The organism is Microvirga ossetica (genome assembly GCF_002741015.1).
Lineage (GTDB): Bacteria > Pseudomonadota > Alphaproteobacteria > Rhizobiales > Beijerinckiaceae > Microvirga > Microvirga ossetica.
This window is the reverse complement of record NZ_CP016616.1, coordinates 3,554,475-3,571,750: the sequence shown is the minus strand read 5'-3', so window position 1 is coordinate 3,571,750 and position 17,276 is coordinate 3,554,475. Positions and strand designations below refer to the sequence as shown.

Below are 17,276 nucleotides of genomic sequence, written 5' to 3'. Positions count from 1 at the left end.
CTCTGGGGCGTCCCCGTTTCTGCCGGGTTGGTGCCTCAACTTGTTATAACAACCTTTGTCCACAAAATTGTCAAGGAACTCGCGCCGAGGTGACGAGACGCGTGGAAAGTTTGGCCTCGGATGCGAGAGCGCGGCTATAGGCGATCTCGATGAGGGAAGCGTTCTCGTCCCTGTATTGCAGTTGGGTCGCCAGGAGGGCACTGCCCACCTCGCACCGAAGATCTCGAGCATCCTCTTCGGAAGCGAGTTCCGACCATACGGTCAGCTGGACGTCCTCGATGTGAATACCCAGCAACCGCTGGAGCACGCGGAAGACCACCGCGTCGTCGAAAGCGCCGCGTGACAGCCGTGCCCCGATCTGCGGCGGGAAATAGATGATCGAGCGGGCATAGGGTCGTCCGTTGCGGGAAAGGATTCCGCGCAGGCAGTGGAGTCGCGTCGCAAGCGGTAACCCGAAGTCTCTCGCGTCCGGGGCGGAGCGTTCCTGCCTCCAGCTTCTGATGTCGAGGCGCGCGTCGCCGACCATCTCGACGATGTCGGCCATGGACTCCATGAACCAGCCTTCCCTGCGGGCCGGAGCTGCGGCCATGACGACCGGACGCCGGGATTGCGCCTTCCTGATATAGCCGTCCGCCTCGAGGAGCCGGAGTGCGTGGCGCGTCGTGATACGGCTGACGCGGAAGCGATCCGACAGATCGGCCTCCGACGGCAGCGAGGCACCGACCTTCCATTTGCCGACTTGGATTTCGTCTCGCAGCGAGTCGTATACCGCGAGATAGAGTGGCTGACGGGCCTCGGACTGGCCCTGCCGAACGGTTTCAGCTTCCTGCCCCGAGATCTCCATCGCGTCTACCCCATGCGCCCTCTCGAGGCCGCGCCGGTCGATGTCAAACGATGAGACATTAGCGCAAATGGGGCCAGCGGGAACCATCTTGCAGCATCGTCGCTATCGGATCCCCGTGACGGCGCATCCTGGGCGCGGCCGGCGCGCCAAGGCCACCCGAACCACCATACGCCTGGACCAAACACCCCAGCTTGGGGCAGGCATGGCTAAACAATAGAGGGGCTGGCCTGGCGACCAGCCCCTCGTAGGGACACGTGACGGATGCCTAAGTGACCAATCTCATTCCGGATCGGCAGGAGGTCCGGCATGCGAAGCAGGATTCTGACGCACCGAGGAGACGATCTCCGCTGCTTCGACCTCGTCACGGTATCCAGGAAAACCCCGAGAACCCAACAGGCAATTCCTCGCCGCACCGAAAGTTCATACCGCCAGCAACTACCGAAGCGGTGGCGCGTAGAGCACGCCTCCCATGCTCCAAAGCTGGTTCAGCCCACGCGGGATGCCGAGTCGGGACTCGACGCCGAGATTTCGCTCGTAGATCTCGGCATAATTCCCGGTGGCCCGCACCGCGCGAAGCGCCCAGGCATCATCCAACCCCAGCATCTTGCCGAACCCGCCCTCCAGGCCGGCGAAGCGGCGCACATCGGGCTTGCCGGACGTCGTTGCCTCGGCTGCATTCCGGGATGAGATCCCGAGTTCCTCCGCATTCACGAGGGCAAAATTCACCCACTTCACGATGGTGAACCAGGCAAAATCATCCGCGCGCGTCACCGGCCCGAGCGGCTCTTTCGAGATGACATCCGGGAGGATGATGGCGTCTTTCGGCCGGGGAAGTTTCAGGCGTTCTGCATAAAGCGCGGATTGATCCCGCGTCAGGACATTGCATTGACCTGACTGGAAGGCATTGAGGGCCTCCCCGGCCGTCGGAAAGGCGCGCTCCTCGAACGTCATCGAGTTGGCACGAAAGAAATCCGCCAGATTGAGCTGGCTTGTGGTGCCTGTCTCGACGCACACCTTCGCGTCGTTGAGCTCCAGGGCGGAGGTGACATTGAGATCGCGCATGACCATGAAGCCCTGGCCATCGTGATAGGTGATCCCGGCGAAGGCCAGGCCAAGGCCCGCCTCTCGCTCCAAAGTCCATGTCGAGTTCCGGGACAGCAGGTCGACACGGCCCGCGCGAAGAGCCTCGAACCTGTCGCCGGCTGACAATGGAACGAACGTGACCTTCGACGGATCGTCCAGGATCGCGCCCGCGACGGCGCGGCAGAAATCGACATCGAAGCCCGACCATTGTCCCTGGGCGTTGCGCTCAGAGAATCCGAACAGGCCCTCGCTGACGCCGCATTGCAGGACGCCGCGCTGCTTCACGGTCTCGAGAGTTCCGGCTGCCGCAGGCAATGCGGAAGCGCTGAAAAGGAGGGCTGCGAACCCCGCGAAGACGCAGCGGATATCGGCGTTGGCTGCTTTCAACATGATCTCCAATCCCCATGTCGTGAAGCGTCGCAATCCCGAGGCCGGGATGCCCGCGTTAGAGACTGGCGCCGTGCCGGACCACCACCTTCGTGCCGATCGGAACCCGCTCGTAAAGATCGATGATGTCGCCATTGGCCAGCCGGAAGCAGCCCGACGAGATGGCATGCCCGATCGTCTCCGGCTGGTTGGTGCCGTGGACGCGGAAGACCGTCGATCCGAGATAGAGCGCGCGGGCGCCCATCGGATTTCCGGGACCGCCTGCCATGAAGCGCGGGAGATAGGGCTGGCGCGATATCATCTCCGGCGGCGGACGCCAGTCGGGCCACTCGGCCTTGCGGCTGACACTCACCAAACCGGACCATTGAAAGCCTTCACGCCCGACACCGATGCCGTAGCGCAGCGCACGGTTGTTGCCCTGAACGATGTAGAGAAACCGCTCCGACGTGTGGATGACCAGGGTGCCGGGCGGCTCGCTGGACCTGAAGAACACGAACTGGCGAGCGTAAGGTCCGTCGTTGATGACGACTTCCTCGGTCGAGATGCGCCCCGGTTCGTCGAGCACCTGGAGCGTCTCCTGCGCGGCTGGCCTCGCTTGTGCATGAAGCTGCTGAAAGGGAAGACAGGCAGCAAGCGCAAACCAAGCCGCCGCAGTCCAGTGCACTGGCACCGGTCGATCAGGATTCTTTCGCAGTTTTGGCAAATCCCTGTCCTCCGCTTTTTGGATTCTATCGTCAGGCGCTGCAGCGCACGTATACGAAGGTTCCATAGCGCCGGTTCGCGTCCGGATCGACGAAGCGCATGAGCATGAGATTGTCCGTCGCCGACAGAATCTCGCGATCCTGCGGGTCGCCCGGCGGCGACTCGAAGCCGAGATAGGTCCGGCCCGCCCTGTCGCCCTTGAGTCTCAACTCATACAGCTTCGGGTCGTCGGCGACATGCATCATCACCCCGTCGGTCGGGCCCTTGGCGATCGTATAAGGCAGATTGCACTGAGCCCGCGCCTCGCGTTCCGTTCGCGGCCGATCCTTGTCGGTGTGGAACGACGCGACACCCCACCGGCCGACCAAGCGCTCGCGCGCAAAGGCTGCAGGAGCCTCGACATTGGCGACGGTCGCTGGCCCACTTCCCGAGGTGGTGCAGCCGACCAGCATCGGCGCAACGATCGCCGCCGCCGCGAGCCCGCAAAGGGCTCCGGGACGGGACAGAAGAATTCGGGACGCCACGAACGAACTGACGCTTTCGCTGCGGCGGTCGTTACCGTCCATTCTCACTCCCGCGATAGATGCTTCCGGCGGCACATCCTGCTCCTGCTTTCGCGATCTCGAACTCACGTCGGCTCGACGGCAGCGGTAGGCCCGTCCCGAGGATCATGCCCCCTGGTCCGCACCGCAAGAAGACTACGGATCGATATTATCCGCGCTGATCGCTTCCCCGCTCAACCGTTTGCTCGTTCTGTCTGGCGCGATGGACTTTATGCAGGTTCACACAATTATGCTTGACAGTTTGAGACGCATGCTTGGCAATTTCGGACAGGTAAGGCCGGTCCCGCTGGCGCGGGCTCAAGCGGCAGACCGCTCGCATGAAACGCAATATATGCACGGCACATCGCCGTGAGCGGCTAGCTCTTCACCTCATCAAGCCGAAAAGGCAGTCGAATCTCTTGTCCGGCTCGACGAAGTCGCTGGCACCCTTGAAGCGAACTCCGCTGGGCTGTCTCCATGATGCGAGCCAACGCGAGTGACCCCGACTGATCTAAAATCCATTAAGACATTGATTTAAATAGCTTTAACCGCTTATGGCAACAGCGAAACAGCATATTGAATATTTAAAATGCAATTTATATTGTATTTATGAGTCATTTTATGCAAATCCTGGAGACCTATTCATCAAGGGAACGCGGGAGGTCCGATGCGGAAGGACGCCGACATCACGGTTGCCGGGCGACGCCATCGCATTGTCGATCTTCCTGCAGCAGCCGAGGGGCAACTCGAACGGCTTCCGTACATCCTGCGGATCATGCTGGAAAACGTCCTGCGGAACGCGGGCGACGACGCACCGCGTGCCAAGGCGGCGATTCTGAACTGGCTGGCGGAGGGGCGCAGCGAGGACGAGATTCCGTTCCTGCCCCGCCGCGTGATGATGCACGACACGACCTGCGGCCCGGCCCTCGTGGACATTGCCGGCATGCGCGCGTCCCTCGCAGAAGCCGGGTATGACCCGCGCCGGCTCAATCCGGTGCTGCCGGTCGACGTCTCGACCGATCATTCCCTGGCCGTCGACGTGTTCGGCGCGCCCGACGCGCTCCGACGCAACATGGAGCGTGAGTTCGGCCGCAATACCGAGCGCTACCGCTTCATGAAATGGGCGACGCGCACCCTCTCGGGCGTCCGTGTTCATCCGCCCGGCACCGGCATCATGCACACGCTCAACCTGGAGCGCCTGGCAAGTGTCGTCACCACCGCGGAGCGCGACGGCGTATCGTGGGCCATGCCCGATACCTTGATCGGCACGGACAGTCACACGCCGATGATCAACGGCATCGGCGTGCTCGGCTGGGGCGTGGGCGGCCTCGAGGCCGAGAGCGTCTTCTTCGGCATGCCGGTGATGATCCGCGTGCCGGACATCGTGGGCGTGCGTCTTAAGGGCCGTCTGCGGCAGGGCGTGCTCGCCACCGATCTAGCGCTCACGGTGACCGAGCGCCTTCGGCGCATCGATCTCGCGGATCGCTTCGTCGAATTCTATGGCAAAGGCGTCTCGACGCTGTCTGCCGGCGATCGCGCCGTCATCGCCAATATGACCCCGGAATTCGGCGCCAATTCCGGCTTTTTCCCCCTCGACGACCATACGCTGCAGTATTTGCGCGAGACGGGTCGCAGCGCCGATCACGTCCGTCTCGTGGAGGAATACGCAAGGCGGCAGGGCCTCTGGTTCGACCCCAAGGCGTCTCCGCGCTTCACGGACACGATCGAGATCGATCTCGATAGGGTCGAGGTCAGCCTCGCAGGTCCGCGCCGGCCGCAGGACCGCATCGCGGCTGGCAGAACGGTCGAGGCGCTTGCGCCGATGCTGGCCGCCCACCCTGCCGCGTCATCTGTCGAGCAGCCAGGCAACGGCGCAGTGGCAATCGCTGCGATCACGAGCTGCACCAACACGTCCGATCCGAGACTTCTGGTCGCCGCAGGTCTGCTCGCTCGCAAAGCACGCCGCTTCGGCCTCACCCCGCCCGCCTGGGTGAAGACGTCACTGGCGCCCGGCTCGCCCACCGCCGAACGCTACCTGCGCCGCGCCGGCCTGCTGGCGGACCTCGAGGCCGTGGGCTTCGGCATCGTCGGCTATGGCTGCACGACCTGCATCGGCAATTCCGGCCCGCTGCCGGCGATCATCGAGCAGGCCATGGCCGAGCGGAACATTCTTCCCGTTGCAGTTCTCTCGGGCAACCGCAACTTCCCCGGTCGCGTCCATCCGCAGCTCGAGGCGGGCTTCCTGGCCTCGCCTCCGCTGGTGGTCGCCTTCGCGCTCGCAGGCGACGTCAATCGCGACATCCTCACCGATCCCATCGGACGCTCGCACTCGGGCGAAGACATTCGCCTCGCCGATCTCTGGCCGACAGGCGACGAGATCGATGCGGCCCTCGCCATCGCCATCGATGCAGGCGATTACGAAACCTCATACGCAGAGGCCGAGGCGAGCGAGGCCTGGCGCGTGCTCGATGCGCCGGCCACTCCCCTGTTCCCATGGAACGAGAGCTCGAGCTACATTCGGCGCCCCCCCTTCGCGGGCTTCGGCAAGGGCACGCTGCTCGGCACCTATGCAGCGCATCCGCTGCTCGTGCTCGGCGACGACATCACCACCGATCACATCTCTCCGGCCGGGCTGATCCCGCCGCAGGGAGAAGCCGCCGAATATCTGGTGGAGAGGGGCGAGAACCGTCGCGACCTGAACGTCTTCGCCTCCCGCCGCGGCAACTGGGAGGCCATGGTCCGGGGCCTGTTCACCAACAAGTCGGTGCGCAACCTGCTCGACCCCCAGATCGCACCGGGCTTCACCGTTCATGTCGGCTCGGGCGAGCATCTGCCGCTGCTCCGCGCAGCCGAGCGCTACGCCCGCGAGGGCGCCTCCGTCGTTGTGGTAGCGGGCGAACGCTATGGCATGGGCTCGTCGCGCGACTGGGCCGCGAAAGGCGTGGCGCTGCTCGGCGTACGCGCGGTGCTGGCCTCGAGCTTCGAGCGCATCCATCGCTCCAACCTGATCGGCATGGGCATCCTGCCTCTGCGTCTTCCGCCGGAGCGGCATCCGAACGATCTGCACCTGCGTCCCGGCGATAGGATCCTCATCGAGGCCGATCCCGCAAAGATCGGTCCGCGCGGCCCGGTGCCCGTCACGATCCGGCGTGGATCGGGGGCGAGCGAAACCTTCATGGCCATCGCTGCCATCGAGACCGGCCTCGAGGTCGAGATCCTGCGCGGCGGCGGCATCATTCCCCTCATCCTGCATCGTGCCGTCAACGCGGAGGGCACAAGCCGCGAGACACCAACACCAGACTTCACCGGAAACAGTGGACATCTTCGGCGAGAGGTTTCGCCGAACATCAAGCGCTGAGCGGCAACGTCCGCTTCGCGTTCATCACCTCACGCAACCCAAGGGAGGAACTCGTGAGCCACTTCACCAAGACAATCCGCGGCGTCGCCGTTGCGGCTCTGACACTTGTCGCGTCGTCTGCCTTCGCGCAGCAGGAACTCAAGATCATGGCCCCGGCAGGGCCCGGCGGCGGCTGGGACTCGGCCGCCCGCTCGATTCAGCAGGTGCTGACGCAGACCGGCCTCGCCAAGAGCGTTCAGGTCACCAACGTGACCGGCGCCGGCGGTACCATCGGCCTGGCACAGTTCGTGAACAACGGGAAAGGCGATCCGAGCCAGCTCATGGTCAACGGCATCACCATGATCGGCGCGATCCTCAGCAACAAGTCGCCGGTCGGCCTCGATCAGGTCACGCCGATTGCGCGTCTCACGGGTGATCCTCTCGTGATCGTCGTGCCGGCGAACTCGCCGATCAAGAATGTTCAGGAGCTTGCCGCCGCCGCAAAGGCCGATCCGGCCAAGGTGACCTGGGCCGGCGGCTCGGCAGGCGGCGCGGACCACATCCTCGCGGCCCTGTTCACCAGGGCGGCCGGCTCCGATCCGGCGAAGGTCAACTACATCGCATTTTCGGGCGGCGGCGAGGCCCTGGCGGCGATGCTCGGCGGACGGGTGACGGCCGGTGTTTCGGGCTATGGCGAGTTCGAGAGCCAGATCAAGGCCGGCAAGCTGCGGGCACTGGCGATCTCCTCCGGCAAGCGCCTGGCCGGCGCCGACGTTCCGACCCTGAAGGAGCAGGGTATGGATGTCGAGGTCGTGAACTGGCGCGCCATCATGGCCCCGCCGGCCATCACGGCGGACCAGCGCAAGGCACATGCCGAGACCGTCGAGAAGCTGGTCAAGTCGAAGGAATGGGCCGACATCCTCAAGCAGCGCGGCTGGGAGGATTTCTACCTCGCGGGAGCGCCTTTCGAAGCCTTCCTCAAGGAGGAACAGGCTCGCGTCGGCGACATCCTGAAGTCGATCGGCCTCGTGAAGTCCTGAGGAAAATCGAGGGGGCCTGGCTCGGGCTCCCTCTTTCCCTTCCACATTCCGAAGCCTGCGGCCTGAGAGTACCGTGGCCTCGACAAATCGGTTAAAGAAGGATCGAGCCAACTTCCACGGGTCCGAGGTCAAGTTTATGAGTTCAGCCGGCGAGCGCACGGTCAACGGAAAGCGAGAGTTGACCGAGGGTCTCGCCGCGCAGATCCTTGACCATATTCGCGGCGGGGTGCCTGTGGGGACCCACCTGACAGCCCAGGAGCTGGCCGAGCGGTTCAGCGTCTCCCGCTTCCCCGTCGGCCAGGCCTTGCAGCTGCTCGCCGCCAAGGGCGCCCTCACCCATCAGCGCAACCGCGGCTACTTCGTGTCGGACGTCAAGGGCGTGTCGCCGGAGAGCCTCGGCTTGGCGACCCGGGATGATGCCTCCGACGTCTATTTCAGGATGGCCGACGATCACCTTCATGGCCGCCTGCCCGATCCTGCCTCCGAAGCCTTCCTGAAAGAAACCTATCAGCTGACGAAAGCGCAGTTGAACGCGGTTCTCGGCCGGATCGCCCAGGAGGGCTGGGCCGAGCGCCGCCCCGGCTACGGCTGGTCCTTCTCGCCGATGCTCACGACTCCGGAAAGCCTCGAGCAGACCTATCGCGTGCGCCTCGCCCTCGAGCCTGCAGCCCTTGTGGAGCCGACATACCGGCTCGACCCCGACATCGCTGCCCGCTGCCGCGAGGCCGAGCTCCGGCTTCTCCGGGGCGCCATCGAGACGGACAGCGCCGACGCCCTCCACGAGCGTGGCGTGCGGTTCCACGAGGCGATCGTCGGCGCCTCGGGCAATCCCTTCTTTCTGGAAGCGGTGCGGCGCATCAACCGTGTCCGCCGTCTGCTCTCCTATCGCTCGATGATCGACCGCAAGCGCTACCGCCAGCAATGCGAGGAGCACCTGCAGATCCTCGACCTGCTCGAGCGTGAAAGAAACGAGGAGGCCTCACAGGCCCTGCGCCGGCACCTGGAGCACACGATCGGGAACCTCCAGGAGATCAGGCCGATCCTGGAACACTGAACGCCGCCATCGGGGCGAGGAAGGAAGCAGTCATGACGGTCGAGGACAACGGGATGCGCGAGGCCGTCATCCGGACGATCGCGATGCCCTCCGACACCAATCCTGCGGGCGACATCTTCGGCGGCTGGCTGATGTCGCAGATGGACCTGGCGGCCGGCAATGCGGCCGCGAGGCGGGCTCGCGGGCGCTGCGTCACCGTCGCTGTCGACGGCATGGTCTTTCACACGCCGGTTCATGTCGGCGACGAGGTGTCTGTCTATGCCGACCTGACCTCCACCGGACGCACATCCATGAAGTTCCAGGTCGAGGCCTGGCGTCGCTCCCGCGATGGCGACGAACAGATCAAGGTGACCGAAGCGGTCTTTACCTTCGTCGCCATCGACAGCGGCTCGCGTCCGCGGCCTTTGCCGCCGGGCTGAGTATCAGGGCTTCTCAGCTTGGATATTATCGGTGGAGGTCCACTGGGATCGACGGATGCGATCCCGCCTCAATCGAATCCGTGCAGCCGTTCCGTTTTGGGCTGAGACCAAGATGCGCCAGCAATGCGAGTATCCTCATGCTCGGCATGGCGGTTTCCAGCGCCTTCAACAGATTGTTGAAGAGCAGCGCTGCCAGCGCAGTTCCCATGAGCCCGATCCCGACGGGTAGGAATCCGACCAGATCAGAGGCAGCACCGCCGATTTTTGGAAAGCCAGCGAGGGCGATCATGGTTGCACCGGGTGTCACCAGCGCACTGCCGGATGACCAAAGTGCGACGGAGGCAATCACGCTGTGCCAGGGGCAGTAGACGCGGGCCGATGGAAGTTTAAGGCAGCAACGGCAATGAGCGTCAGCCCGACCGGAATCAGCTCCGCAGCCTCATACCGCTGCTGCAGGCGCCCCCGTGATGCCCCCGGAAAGAATGGTTCGGTGTATCGATTCAGTTAGTCCGTCCAATATAAGACCACTTTTTTATCTAGCGGTTGTGGCCGGTAGCTCGGCAAAGTGGGTCTGAAATCGACTTACGGTGACCCGAGCTTTGCCGAGAGGAGTCGCTTCAGAGCGATATGCCATCCCCGGAGCGAAGTTCGAGCAAAAGAGGCTGGTGGTCGGATGCCGTCGTCTCGACATCCGCTCTTACATTTGCAACGCGCTCGCCCAGGTTCTCGGTCACGAAGAAGTAATCCCGACAATGGGGACCTTGAGGCCATTGCTTGGAATCCGCGACTCCTGTGGTGGGCGCATGCGGAACTGTCCCGTGAGCGACGGTCCAGGCATCGACGAAGGATGGAATCCCGACGGGGAAGGGTTTCTGAATGTCCTGATAGAGTTGCTCGTCCGGCCCCAGATTGAAATCGCCGCAGATGACGGTTCCCACGGGCCGCGGCATCGTGCGGTAGGATCCTTCGGAACGGTCCTCGAACGCGATTTGCCCCCGCTTCTCGCCTTCTTCATGAATGGCGCGCAGGTATCGGATCTGCGCCTCCCGTTGGATCTCGGAATGATATTCCAGATGAGTGGTGATCACACGCACGGCACCGAAGGAGGTCTGGACGAGAACCTCCAGCGCTTGACGTTGCATGCTTTTGCAAGGTGTTGCCGGCCAGGGCAACATGTGGCTGGTGATCTGCAGCACCGGCAGACGGGACAGGATCATATTGCCGAAGACCTGAAGCCTGCCATTTGTGTCGATCTTCTCGACCGCCGGACGGAAGATCGGCCTGTATCCTGGGAGCAGAGACGCGAGGATGGCATGCTGATCCTCATCGCCGTCATGGGCTGCGAAGCCGTGGGAGATCTCCTGGAAGCAGAAGATATCCGCATCGCCGAGATCCTTTGCCGTCGTGACGATGCGGTCGAGATCGATTCGCCCGTCGCAGCCCAGGCCCCATTGGATGTTCCACGTCACGAGCTTCATCAGCGGATTCCGGCACGCATGAAGGATTGAACGAATTGGCGCTGGAACAGCAGAAAGGCGATAAGCAGCGGAGCCATCGTCATGATTGTGGCAGCCGTGATGACCGACCAGTCCACCCCTGTCTCGGGCGCTCCGAAGACGGCCAGGCCCACTGTCAGCGGGCGGCTCTCAACCGAGTTCGTGACGATGAGCGGCCAGAGGAAATTGTTCCAGTGATAGCTCACGGAGACGAGGCCGAAGGCGATATAGGTGGTCTTGCCGAGCGGCACGAAGACACGCCACAGCACGCCGAAAGACGAGGCGCCCTCCACACGTGCCGCATCAACGAGTTCGTTCGGCACGCCCTTGAATGTCTGGCGCAACAGGAAGATGCCGAAGGCCGACGCCATGTAAGGCAGGGCGATTGCCGGGATCGTGTCGAGCAGGTTGAGCGCGCTGATCACCCGGTAGTTCTCGACGATCAACACATCCGGCATGATCATGAGTTGCACGAGAACCAGCGCGAACAGAACGTCCCTGCCGACGAACTTGAAGCGGGCAAAGGCATAGGCTGCCAGCGTCGCGATGACGAGTTGTCCCGCCAGCACCAGGCTGACCAGCATGACAGTGTTCAGGTAGTAGCGGGCGAACGGCGCCTGGTTCCAAGCTTTGACGAAATTGGCGAACGTGAGCGGCGCGGTCAGGTCGAACCGCGTCGCGTATTCCGACGGATGGAACGCGCTCCAAAGGCTGTAGGCCAGCGGCAACAGCCAGAGAAGAGCAAGAGCCCAGGCGGCGACGGTCTCGATCGAGTAGCTGTCTCTTCTCATTGGTAGTGGATCCTGCGATCGAGATAGACGAACTTGGTCAGCGCCACAGCCGCCAGGATGGCGATAAGGGTTACGGTCAGCGTCGCGGCATAGGTGGTGTCCCAGAACGTGAAGGCCACCTCGTAGATGTAATAGAGCAAAAGAGAGCTGGCATTGTTCGGGCCGCCCTTCGTCATGATGACAAGCTGGTCGACGAGCTTGAACGAGTTGATCAGGGCATTGATGGAAATGAACAGGGTTGTCGGCATGAGCAGCGGAAGCGTCACGCGTCGGAAGAAGTACCAGCGGCTCGCTCCCTCGACGGAAGCCGCCTCCTTCAGTTCCGGCGGGATCGTCTGCAGGGCGGCCAGATAGAAGATCATGAAGAAGCCGGCCTCTTTCCAGATCACCATCACAGCGAGACAGGTCATGACGGTGGCGGGATCGCCGAGCCAGTTGTGGCCCGAAAAACCGAGAAATTTGAGGAATTGGTCGAGGAGGCCGTAATCCGGCGTGTAGAAGAACAGCCAGATATTGGCGACCGCGATCATCGGCAGAACCGTCGGCGTGAAGAATGCAAGGCGCAGGAAGGAGCGGCCGGCGATCTTCTTGTCGACCCAAACCGCCATCAGGAGCGCGAGCGCAATGCTGGTCGGCACCGTCGCGAGAGCGAAGACGAAATTGTTGCGCAGCACCTGCCAGAAGACATCGTCGTCCAGCATGTAGCGGTAATTGTCCAGGCCGATGAACTCCGCCGGGCCGCTGCGGCCCAGGGAGAAGAAGCTGTGATAGAGCGTCGCGAGGATCGGATAATGGGTGAACGTCGCAAGAAGGACGACGGCCGGCAACAGCAGGAGCCAGGCATTGATGCTCGTCGTCCAGTTTCTGCGCTTGGCAGCCTTCGGCAGGGCATCGCTCATCACGGCGGCTACCATAGGTCTCTCCCGCATTCGAGGCAGTTGCGTCGCGGCGGGGGTCGCCGCGACGCCTTTATCGCTGACTATTTGTAGCGGCTGAGAACGCGCTCGGATTGCTTCTGCGCACTCTCCAGGGCCTCCTGCGGGCTCTGTGTGCCGGTGACAGCGGCCTGCACGGCATCGTTGACGATCTTGTAGATGCGTCCGTTGTCATGCACCGACAGCTCGGCCACCGCGTGCTTGAGCTGATCGCGCGCCACGATCGCCTGTGGGAAGTCCTTGACGTAGGTCTTCATCGTCCCGGTCTCGTAGGCGGCCGGGGTGACGGCCACATAGCCGGTCTTGATGCTCCAGTCGGCAGCCCGCTCAGGAGCGGTCATCCAGCGGATGAACTTGACGGCGGCCTTCTGCTGCTCGGGCGTGGCGCTCTTGAAGACATAGAAGTTGCCGCCGCCGGTCGGCGACCCGCGCTGCTCCTTCGCAGGAAGCATGGCGACGCCGAAGTTGAACTTGGCACCTTCCTTCACAGCCGTCAGGTTGCCCGTCGTGTGCCACATCATGGCGGTCTTGCCTTCGAGGAAGTCCGTGCGCAGGGTTCCCCATTCCACGGCGCCCTTCGGCATCACGCCATCCTTGGCGGACAGATCGACCCAGTACTGCAGGGCCTCGACCGTCTTCTTCTCGTTGAAGAACGTCTTGTTGCCGGTCTCGTTCATGAGCTTCTGCCCATTCTCGATGGCCAAGGCCTGCAGCATCCAATAGCCGTAGCCGGTGGAGGGAATCTCCACGCCCCAGCGGGACACGTTGCCGGAGGCGTCTTTCTTCACGAGCTTCTTCGACACCTCTGCCATCTCGGCCCAGGTCGCCGGCGGCTTCTCGGGGTCGAGTCCGGCCTCCTTGAAGGCGTCCTTGTTGTAATAGAGCACGATGGTGGAGCGCTGGAACGGCACGCTCCAGGTCTTGCCACCGACCTGACCGTTTTCCATGAAGGCGGGATAGAAGCTGTTGAGCCACTCCTTGCCATCCGCCCCGGCAAGCTCATCGATCGGCACGATAGCCTGCTCGTCCATCAGCGTGAACAGATCGGTTGAGAACAGAACCGACAACTGCGGCGGCTGTCCGCCCTTCATGGCCGTCATGGCCTTGGTCATCGTGTCGGTGTAGTTGCCGGCATAGACCGCCTCGACCTTGATGTCAGGATTCTCCTTCTGGAACCCCTGCACCATGTCGTCGATGATCTTCGTGACCGGGCCGCCCACCGCGACCGGATAATACATGGTGAGATCGACGGCCTGAGCGGCGGTCGCGCCCAAGCCCGCAATCGTCATGAAACCTGCGGTGAGCAGGGCCTTCGATTTGAACTTCATTCTACCCTCCCGTTTCGAGCTTCTTTGAAGCTTCGCGCCTGCAGCTGCCGCCGCCTGCGTTTCTTCAGAAAAAAGCGATCAATGCGGTGAGACACCGCCCATGCGACGCTTTCCGCTGTCCTTGTCAAACAGATGTGTATGACAGTTTTGCCACCCCAGCTCGACTTGTGCACCGGCCGGAAGCGAGCAGTACCCCGTCTGGCGGACGCAGACCGTTCCACCCTCCATATCGCAGAGGACGATGCTGTCCGCGCCAAGATACTCAACGGCCTTGACCGTCGCCGCCACCCCATCGCGCTCGACCAGGGAGATATGCTCGGGGCGGACACCCAACAGAGACCCGTCGCGCCATGCGATGATGTTCATGGGCGGAGTGCCGATGAACCGCGCGGTGAAGTCACTTTCGGGTTGGTTATAGAGCTCGTGCGGAGCGCCGTTCTGCTCGATGTGGCCGTCACGCATCAGGATGACCCGGTCGGCCATCGTCATGGCCTCGGTCTGGTCGTGGGTAACATAGACCATGGTCATGCCGAGCCGCTGCTGCAGGCTGCGGATTTCGGTGCGCATTTCGTGACGCAGCTTGGCATCGAGGTTCGACAGGGGCTCGTCCATCAGGCAGACGGGAGCCTCCGCGATGATGGCACGCCCGAGGGCGACGCGCTGGCGCTGGCCGCCGGACAGCTGGGAGGGCTTGCGCTCGAGCAGGTGCGTCAGCCCGACGATGTCGGCAACCTTCTTCAGCCGCGCGTCCCGCTCGGCACGTCCGACACGGCGAACCTTCAAGCCGAAGATGATGTTTTCTGCGACATTCAAATGAGGAAAGAGGGCGTATGACTGGAACACCATGGAGATATGCCGCTCGGCGGGAGAGAGATGGGTGACATCCCGCCCTCCGATGGTGATAGTGCCCGAATCGACCTCCTCGAGCCCGGCGATGAGCCGCAGGGTGGTGGACTTGCCGCATCCGGAGGGACCGAGGAGGACGAGGAGCGTCCCGGCCTCGGCCTTGAAGCTGATCCGGTCGACGCCTCCCACGCCTCCCCAGGATTTCGACACGGCATTGACAACGATTTCGGACATGAGCGTCGAACCTATGGCTTTCTGATATCAGGCAGTTTTCTCGCGTGCCCCGAGCAACACTTCCGCAAGCTGGATGAAGCCGTCTCCCGAATGGCCCTGCGCAACGAAGGCTGGCTTGTGCTTGAGCCGATGCGCGAAGGCCTGAATGTTCGCAACGCCGACACTCAGCGGGAAGGCCGCGAACATCGGCTCGTCATTCGGTGAGTCGCCGGCATAGATCACGCAGGCCCTGGCCTCCTCCCAGCCGATCCCGAACTCATCGGCCAGCACGACCTTCGCCATGCTCAGCTTGTCGTAAGTCCCGAACCAGCCATTGACATGGATGGAGCTGACCTTGGCCTGTGCGCCATGACGTTCGAAGATCGCCACGATCCGGTCCACCTCCGTCTCCGGCAGCGGCGGCACGTCCTCACAGAAATCGATGGCGAGATCGGCCAGGCGGTAAGGCTGGTCGCTGGCGAGCGCCGCGCCCGGCACGGCTGCCAGCACTTCCTTTTCGATGACCGCGAGCCTAGCACGGTTGTGCGAGAGTTCTTCCGGACCGGCCCAGAAGCGCTGCCTCATGGTCTTGGACGCACGATCGTAACGGAAATAGAAGGCACCGTTCTCGCCCACGACCGCATCCACCGGCCACATGCGGGCGATGTGATCGCACCATCCAGCGGGCCGGCCGGTGACTGGGATGACGATGAAACCGGCCCGGTGCAGCCGCTCCAGGGCGACGTAGGCATCCGCGGTGAGCAGGCCCTCGGTGGTGATCGTGTCATCGATGTCGGACAGCACCACGCGGATGGACCGCGCCGCCTCCGGAGACAGGGCCGACAGAGGCTTCATGGTCTCGATTTCTCGTGCGCCGGACGCGCCATGAGCTGGCTCCGAATACATCTCTCCCCCTGAGCGGCTTCCTGCGCCTCTTATGTGGACCTTAGGAATAGAAATTTGGGAGATCAATCATACTAATGTGGGATGTCCAAAATTTTTGAGGAAGGCCACACAATAAGGCCACTCGACCGTTTCAGGATTTTGTCGATGTCATTCTCGGAAGGGAAAAAGGCCACCCGTCAGCGGGTCATCATGACGGAACTCGCCCTCAGCCCCAGCGTCAGGACTTCCGAACTCGCGACCCGGCTCGGCGTGTCCGCCGAAACGGTCCGGCGCGATATCGAGGAGATGACGCGGCGCGGGCTTGTCAGCCGTACCTATGGCGGTGCGACTGGCCTCCAGCTCGGCCTGCAACCCGGATTTCAGGACCGTGACGCAACGGCAATCCAAGAACGCGATGCCATCGCACGCATTGCCATTCGGATGGTCAAGCCGGGCGATGTGCTTATGATCGATTCAGGATCAACGACAGCTCACTTCGCACGGGCCCTGGCCTATTCGGTCGACGGCCTGACGGTGATCACCAACTGCCTTGCCGTCGCGCAAGCGCTCGCCCCGCAGAAGAAGACCCGTGTCGTACTTTGCCCTGGGGAGTTCTCCGCTCACGAGGGCGGCGTCTACGGACCTGAGACCTGCGCCTTTCTGAATCGCTTCAACGCCGACATCGCCTTCATAGGAGCCAGCGGACTGACCCTCGACGGACCCAACGATGTGGAATCGGATGCCTGCTGGGTGAAGCGCAAGATGCTGGAGCGAGCCGAGAGACGCTCTCTGCTCGTTGCGTCCAGCAAGTTCAACCGGCGCCATCTCGAGCTTGTCTGCCCTTTGGCACATCTCTCGGACGTTGTAACGGAAGCTCTTCCGACCGGGTCTCTGGCAGACGCCCTCCAGGCAAGCGGCGTTTCGCTGCATGTGAAGATCGATACGCTGTCCGAAGCATCATAGCACATATCTGGCCGCATTCTGCCGCCGGTGCTTTAAGATCCTTACGCGGCCAGCCTCTCCCTGCCACGGCCTGTCTGACTTTCTCGGCAACGATTTCCGACATGGCCGCAGACAATGTCCAACCGAGTTGACCGCGGCCCGTGTTGTAGAAAACGTTCGGCCGCCGGCTGGCTTTCATATGGGGAGCATGCTCGGCATCATCGGCCGCAAGCCACTCCACGGCACAACCTTCGTCATCTCGATCGCTGGGAAGAGATCGCGGGTCCAGTCAGCCAAGGGTCGAATCCGGTGCGCTCTGATATCCTTGTTGAATCCATTGAATTCGGCGGTTCCAGCGACGCGGAATCGGTCGATGCGTCCCCAGAGAGCGCCGGCTGCGACCGCTTTCCAGTTGTTTACCTGAAGGTCGCT

16 protein-coding genes and 1 pseudogene are annotated in these 17,276 nt (G+C 62.9%); 5 read left to right on the top strand and 12 right to left on the bottom strand.

Going from position 1 to position 17,276, the window contains the following annotated elements; genetic code table 11:
* Positions 1 to 70: 70 nt before the first annotated feature.
* The 4 genes from BB934_RS16890 to BB934_RS16875 all read right to left on the bottom strand — a co-directional run bounded on the left by BB934_RS16890 (position 71) and on the right by BB934_RS16875 (position 3,582).
* Positions 71 to 931 carry a GntR family transcriptional regulator gene (locus BB934_RS16890; RefSeq protein ID WP_099510683.1) on the bottom strand — a complete coding sequence of 287 codons (861 nt, stop codon included), beginning with the start codon at positions 929 to 931 and terminating at the stop codon, positions 71 to 73.
* Positions 932 to 1,279: 348 nt separating this feature from the next.
* On the bottom strand, positions 1,280 to 2,317 hold the full coding sequence (locus BB934_RS16885) for an amino acid ABC transporter substrate-binding protein (RefSeq protein WP_099510682.1): 1,038 nt from the start codon (positions 2,315 to 2,317) through the stop codon (positions 1,280 to 1,282).
* Positions 2,318 to 2,372: 55 nt separating this feature from the next.
* Entirely contained in the window at positions 2,373 to 2,978 is a 606-nt protein-coding gene (locus BB934_RS16880) for a L,D-transpeptidase (RefSeq protein WP_099510681.1), read from the bottom strand.
* A 70-nt stretch (positions 2,979 to 3,048) separates the two neighbouring features.
* The gene (locus BB934_RS16875) at positions 3,049 to 3,582 is read right to left on the bottom strand and encodes a hypothetical protein (RefSeq protein WP_237049993.1); all 534 of its coding nucleotides are present in this window, start codon (positions 3,580 to 3,582) and stop codon (positions 3,049 to 3,051) included.
* Between the two features lie 643 nt (positions 3,583 to 4,225).
* Here BB934_RS16875 and acnA point away from each other — a divergent pair.
* The 4 genes from acnA (at position 4,226) to BB934_RS16855 (ending at position 9,408) form a co-directional block, all read left to right on the top strand.
* Positions 4,226 to 6,916, top strand: a complete 2,691-nt coding sequence (acnA, locus tag BB934_RS16870) for an aconitate hydratase AcnA (RefSeq protein ID WP_099510680.1) — start codon at positions 4,226 to 4,228, stop codon at positions 6,914 to 6,916.
* 53 nt (positions 6,917 to 6,969) lie between these two features.
* The gene (locus tag BB934_RS16865) at positions 6,970 to 7,935 is read left to right on the top strand and encodes a Bug family tripartite tricarboxylate transporter substrate binding protein (protein ID WP_099510679.1); all 966 of its coding nucleotides are present in this window, start codon (positions 6,970 to 6,972) and stop codon (positions 7,933 to 7,935) included.
* Between the two features lie 136 nt (positions 7,936 to 8,071).
* Positions 8,072 to 8,989 (top strand): GntR family transcriptional regulator, encoded by a 918-nt coding sequence (locus tag BB934_RS16860; protein ID WP_099510678.1) that lies wholly within the window; start codon positions 8,072 to 8,074, stop codon positions 8,987 to 8,989.
* A gap of 32 nt (positions 8,990 to 9,021) precedes the next feature.
* The gene (locus tag BB934_RS16855; protein WP_099510677.1) at positions 9,022 to 9,408 is read left to right on the top strand and encodes an acyl-CoA thioesterase; all 387 of its coding nucleotides are present in this window, start codon (positions 9,022 to 9,024) and stop codon (positions 9,406 to 9,408) included.
* 25 nt (positions 9,409 to 9,433) lie between these two features.
* On the opposite strand, the gene BB934_RS16850 is transcribed toward BB934_RS16855, so the two are convergent.
* From BB934_RS16850 to BB934_RS16820, 7 genes are all read right to left on the bottom strand, one after another.
* Positions 9,434 to 9,757 carry a hypothetical protein gene (locus BB934_RS16850; protein WP_157934208.1) on the bottom strand — a complete coding sequence of 108 codons (324 nt, stop codon included), beginning with the start codon at positions 9,755 to 9,757 and terminating at the stop codon, positions 9,434 to 9,436.
* Between the two features lie 268 nt (positions 9,758 to 10,025).
* Positions 10,026 to 10,886 carry an endonuclease/exonuclease/phosphatase family protein gene (locus tag BB934_RS16845; protein WP_099510675.1) on the bottom strand — a complete coding sequence of 287 codons (861 nt, stop codon included), beginning with the start codon at positions 10,884 to 10,886 and terminating at the stop codon, positions 10,026 to 10,028.
* Positions 10,886 to 11,695 carry a carbohydrate ABC transporter permease gene (locus BB934_RS16840; RefSeq protein WP_099510674.1) on the bottom strand — a complete coding sequence of 270 codons (810 nt, stop codon included), beginning with the start codon at positions 11,693 to 11,695 and terminating at the stop codon, positions 10,886 to 10,888. The genes BB934_RS16845 and BB934_RS16840 overlap by 1 nt, the downstream gene beginning before the upstream one ends.
* Positions 11,692 to 12,609, bottom strand: a complete 918-nt coding sequence (locus BB934_RS16835) for a carbohydrate ABC transporter permease (protein ID WP_418294696.1) — start codon at positions 12,607 to 12,609, stop codon at positions 11,692 to 11,694. The genes BB934_RS16840 and BB934_RS16835 overlap by 4 nt, the downstream gene beginning before the upstream one ends.
* 65 nt (positions 12,610 to 12,674) lie before the next feature.
* Positions 12,675 to 13,958, bottom strand: a complete 1,284-nt coding sequence (locus tag BB934_RS16830) for an ABC transporter substrate-binding protein (RefSeq protein ID WP_099510672.1) — start codon at positions 13,956 to 13,958, stop codon at positions 12,675 to 12,677.
* Positions 13,959 to 14,036: 78 nt separating this feature from the next.
* Positions 14,037 to 15,038 (bottom strand): ABC transporter ATP-binding protein, encoded by a 1,002-nt coding sequence (locus BB934_RS16825; protein ID WP_099510671.1) that lies wholly within the window; start codon positions 15,036 to 15,038, stop codon positions 14,037 to 14,039.
* Between the two features lie 27 nt (positions 15,039 to 15,065).
* Positions 15,066 to 15,923: an HAD-IIB family hydrolase gene (locus tag BB934_RS16820; RefSeq protein ID WP_335645573.1), complete on the bottom strand. Its 858-nt coding sequence runs from the start codon at positions 15,921 to 15,923 to the stop codon at positions 15,066 to 15,068.
* A gap of 144 nt (positions 15,924 to 16,067) precedes the next feature.
* On the opposite strand from BB934_RS16820, the gene BB934_RS16815 reads away from it, so the two are divergent.
* A complete protein-coding gene (locus tag BB934_RS16815) occupies positions 16,068 to 16,865 on the top strand; it encodes a DeoR/GlpR family DNA-binding transcription regulator (protein ID WP_099510670.1) in 798 nt (265 codons plus the stop codon).
* Between the two features lie 64 nt (positions 16,866 to 16,929).
* Here the strand turns inward: BB934_RS16815 and BB934_RS49120 are convergent.
* Positions 16,930 to 17,216 (bottom strand): annotated as a pseudogene (locus tag BB934_RS49120) (FAD-dependent oxidoreductase); the annotation flags it as partial.
* Positions 17,217 to 17,276 lie beyond the last annotated feature (60 nt).

Coding starts and splice junctions, on each gene's coding strand:
- BB934_RS16885 (WP_099510682.1), bottom strand. CDS start 2,317: ATGTTGAAAGCAGCCAACGCCGATATCCGCTGCGTCTTCGCGGGGTTC.
- BB934_RS16840 (WP_099510674.1), bottom strand. CDS start 11,695: ATGAGAAGAGACAGCTACTCGATCGAGACCGTCGCCGCCTGGGCTCTT.
- acnA (WP_099510680.1), top strand. CDS start 4,226: ATGCGGAAGGACGCCGACATCACGGTTGCCGGGCGACGCCATCGCATT.
- BB934_RS16875 (WP_237049993.1), bottom strand. CDS start 3,582: ATGGACGGTAACGACCGCCGCAGCGAAAGCGTCAGTTCGTTCGTGGCG.
- BB934_RS16890 (WP_099510683.1), bottom strand. CDS start 931: ATGGTTCCCGCTGGCCCCATTTGCGCTAATGTCTCATCGTTTGACATC.
- BB934_RS16845 (WP_099510675.1), bottom strand. CDS start 10,886: ATGAAGCTCGTGACGTGGAACATCCAATGGGGCCTGGGCTGCGACGGG.
- BB934_RS16835 (WP_418294696.1), bottom strand. CDS start 12,609: ATGGTAGCCGCCGTGATGAGCGATGCCCTGCCGAAGGCTGCCAAGCGC.
- BB934_RS16820 (WP_335645573.1), bottom strand. CDS start 15,923: ATGTATTCGGAGCCAGCTCATGGCGCGTCCGGCGCACGAGAAATCGAG.
- BB934_RS16815 (WP_099510670.1), top strand. CDS start 16,068: ATGTCATTCTCGGAAGGGAAAAAGGCCACCCGTCAGCGGGTCATCATG.
- BB934_RS16855 (WP_099510677.1), top strand. CDS start 9,022: ATGACGGTCGAGGACAACGGGATGCGCGAGGCCGTCATCCGGACGATC.
- BB934_RS16830 (WP_099510672.1), bottom strand. CDS start 13,958: ATGAAGTTCAAATCGAAGGCCCTGCTCACCGCAGGTTTCATGACGATT.
- BB934_RS16825 (WP_099510671.1), bottom strand. CDS start 15,038: ATGTCCGAAATCGTTGTCAATGCCGTGTCGAAATCCTGGGGAGGCGTG.
- BB934_RS16860 (WP_099510678.1), top strand. CDS start 8,072: ATGAGTTCAGCCGGCGAGCGCACGGTCAACGGAAAGCGAGAGTTGACC.